Source organism: Pisciglobus halotolerans (genome assembly GCF_900113675.1).
In the GTDB taxonomy this organism is placed as follows: domain Bacteria; phylum Bacillota; class Bacilli; order Lactobacillales; family Carnobacteriaceae; genus Pisciglobus; species Pisciglobus halotolerans.
In genome coordinates this window covers 1-1477 of the sequence record NZ_FOQE01000080.1, presented here as the reverse complement: position 1 = coordinate 1477, position 1477 = coordinate 1, and the positions used below count along the sequence as shown (strand labels likewise).

1 protein-coding gene is annotated in these 1477 nt (G+C 40.8%); it reads left to right on the top strand.

Annotated elements, in window-relative coordinates:
• The coding region (locus BM057_RS11445) for a relaxase/mobilization nuclease domain-containing protein (RefSeq protein WP_092093903.1) at positions 1-1092 on the top strand (1092 nt) is incomplete at its 5' end.
• Positions 1093-1477: the final 385 nt, after the last annotated feature.

Here is a 1477-nt window from a genome sequence, read left to right as displayed (position 1 = left end):
ATTAACTACGCTGAACCACGCGCAACGGTCAAAAGCGGCTTCAATTGTGACGTGAATTACGCCAAAACCCAAATGAAAGCTACTCGCATGATTTATGGCAAAGACGATAAAGTCCAAGCGCATACCTTGATTCAGTCGTTTAAGCCGGGAGAAGTCACTCCGGAACAAGCCAATGCATTAGGTTATCAATTAGCCGAAAAAGTCGCTGCCGGTCACCAAGTAGCCATTTATACGCATACCGATAAAGATCATATTCATAATCATTTAGTGATTAATAGCGTCAATATGGATACTGGTTTAAAATTTCAAGCCCATGGCCACAAAGCCATTCAAGAAATGAAAGACGCGAACGATCAAATTTGCCTGGAACATGGTTTAACGATTCCCGAAGCACCGGCTAATGTCCGTTATACCACCGCTGAAAAATCATTATTAGAAAAAGGCAAAAGCAGTTGGAAAGACGAAATCAGAGAAGTAGTAGATCAGGCGAGGGGTCGTACAGGCGATTTTAAGAGCTTCTCAGAGCTTTTAAACGAAAATGGGGTAGATGTTAAACTGAGAGGGAAAACAATCACCTACACCCATTTAAACGCCAATAAAAAGGTGAGGGCGAGCAAGTTAGGCAGTGATTATGAAAAGGAGACGATTTTTAATGGCTTTGAAAGACACATTGAACCAACAGAAAGCAGAGATTCCGCAACCGGACAATCAGGAAGCAACGAGCCAAGACCTGCAGCAACTGATTCAAGTATTGACCGAGATCCGGAATTACAGCGGAGCGACGCTGCAACAGAAAAGCTTGGAGAAAGCCAATCTGGAGAACAATTTACAAGAGATTCAAGAAGTGACGAACTCCGTCCTGAACAGCTTCAACAGCAGCTTAACCAACTTAGAGACTACACAAACCGACTTCAACGAGACAGCTCAAAAGCAATCAACAGAATCCTTGAAACAACTGAAAACGATCCTAAACGATCTTTTAGACCAAAACAAAGCCGAAATCGCGAAGATTCAACGCGAAATGAACCAGAACAACCACCAATTAAGCGAGATCAATCAGACCATAACCGAGACCATGGACCAAGTCTTTAAGCAGTTAAACGCTGAAATCAAGCGAACCAATCAAAGACTAACCTTTAGAACAGTTTTAACCAATTTATATGCCAGTGTACCTACCGGTATCGTTGTGGTGGCGCTTATGTGGCTGCTGAATTACTTTAATCTTTGGTAAAAAAGGAGTTTTTGCTTACATAGTGGCTCTCCTAAATGGAATTGAAATATTCAGGAGAGTTATCAAGTTTAAATCAATTTAAAGCCACTAAAAACCACTAAAAACCACCTTAGAGATACTTCAATTTGATTAGTGGACCTTTTTACAAGCATTTACTCTAAAATTGAAAATAGAACTATTTATTTAGCTTATAGCTTATACAATGGTTCGATCAGTCGAGCGTAAGTCGAGACACAGCTTCTTGCT